Genomic DNA, 1,967 nt, shown 5'->3' with positions numbered 1-1,967 from the left:
GTCGCGGTGTTGGCGATGCGCACCGACACCGGCTCGCCGCTGGTGCGGATGTCAACGCAGGTCAGGCCCAGGTCGGCGCTCAGGGCGTGGTCAGTGGGGTTGGTGAACCGGAACGACCGGATCTTGGCCCGCGGGTCGGTCCCGCGGTCGACCAGCCCGGCGTCGACGCGTCGCGAGGCGACGATGCCCTTGGCCTCGTCGGCGCACGTCAGCTGGGTCTCGACGGTCTGCCCGGCCGGGACCGTGATGGTCTGCGCCCGGTGGTCGATGCCCAGCGCGTGGTAGTGCCCGGCTGCCGTGGTGGTCCGCGCGCCCAGGCACGTGACGCCGAAGTCACCGGTCCCGGCGGCGGGGGAGTCGACCACGAACGTCCAGCTGCTGCCGCTCTCCTTCGACGTCGTCACGACGCCGGCTCCGGAGAGGGCGTACGACGGCGCGAACGGCGTCTGCCCGGCCGGGCACGCCACGGCCACGGTGCTGGTGCCCGCCGCCAGCGGCTGGGCGGGCGCGGACGCGGTCGTGGTGACCAGGTCGTGCTGGTGCGCACCGGTGACCGTGGTGCGGGCCAAGCACGCGACTGTGACCTTCGCCAGCGCCGCGCCGGGGTTGTCGTTGCGCAGCGTCGCGGTCCAGCCGCTGCCGTCGGCCGTCGGGCCGCTCGCCGGGACGCTGGTCTTGGTGACGTCACCGCCCTGGTCGACCGCGTCGAGCCGGATCCCGCCATCGGTGGCGAGGTACCCGGTCGGGCAGGACGCCGTGGCCGTCTTGGTCTCGCCGCGCTCGACGCGCAGGTCGGTCTCGGCCTTCTGCTCGAGGATCTGGTGGGCGGTGTTCGGGTCGGCCTTCATCGGGATCGGGTCGACGGTCGCCCGGATCGTCGCGGTCTTGCTGCTGCCCGTCGCGATCGTGCCGAGCTCGCACCGCACGGTCCCGTCGGTGTTGGTGCACCCCTCGCTGGCGTCCGCGAACGTCACGCCCGCCGGTAGGACGTCGGTCACGACGGTGTTCGTCGCGTCGCCGGCGCCGGCGCCGTTGGTCGCGGTCAGCGCGTACGTCACCGTGTCGCCCGGCAGCGCCTCAGCCGGCGAGACGGTGTTGGTGACCGACAGCTTCGCGGGTGTGCCGGTGGGCGGGTCGGTCGGGTCCGGGTCGTCCGGCACCTCGGGCGCAACGATCGGGATCGAGAGCGTCGCCGTGTTGTTGGCAGGTGTGCGCTCCTCCGACGAGCTCGATGCCGTGGCGGTTGCAGAGACCGAACCGACGGCGCCGCTCGCGACCTTGAGCTCGATCGATCGGGTGACGCTCTTGCCGGGGGCGAGGTCGCCGGCGGGGATCTGGCAGACCACCGGGCCGTCGTCAGATCGGGAGCAACTCGGCGGGAGCGAGATCAGCGTGGTGCCGAACGGCACGGGGATGGTGACTCGTGGGTCGACCGGCGTCGCTGCGCTGGTGTTCGCCACCGTCGCGGTCATTAAGAGCGTGCCATCGGGCTGAACCGTCGGCGTCGACGCGGAGAGCGCCACCGTCAGATCGACTGAGTCGTTCGTGACCGAGATGGGTTCGCTGGGACAGCGCTGTTGGGTGTTGCCGACCTTGTCGCCTCCGGTGCAGGTGAGGTGGTAGGTGCCGGCGGGGGCGTACTGGGGGACGATGACGTTGCCGCTCCAGGTTCCGTCGGTGACGGTGCCGGAGGTGAGGCTGGGGTAGCCGTAGTAGCCGGGGCCGCTGTCGGGCAGCAGGCGGAAGCCGACGATCGAGACGCCGGAGAGGTTGTCGGTGGCGTGGACGGTGACCGGGATGGTGGCTGATGCGCGGGTGACGTCGATGGTCGTCACGGTGGTGTGCAGGTCGCCGAAGACGGGTGCGGCGGTGTCGGCGACGCTGATGACGGTGATGTCGGTTCGGGGGCACTGCTGTTGGGTGTTGCCGACCTTGTCGCCTCCGGTGCAGGTGAGGTGGTAGGTGCC

General features: G+C 71.6%; 1 protein-coding gene. It reads right to left on the bottom strand.

Features of this window, described 5'->3' with window-relative positions; translation table 11 throughout:
- Positions 1–1,967 (bottom strand): DUF11 domain-containing protein (locus Q0L15_RS20985; RefSeq protein WP_296606662.1); only part of this gene is annotated, 1,967 nt, incomplete at both ends.

It is taken from the genome of Nocardioides sp., assembly GCF_024509035.1.
GTDB lineage: Bacteria > Actinomycetota > Actinomycetes > Propionibacteriales > Nocardioidaceae > Nocardioides.
Note: the sequence above shows the minus strand (reverse complement) of the source record. Positions and strands in the feature narration are given on the sequence as shown.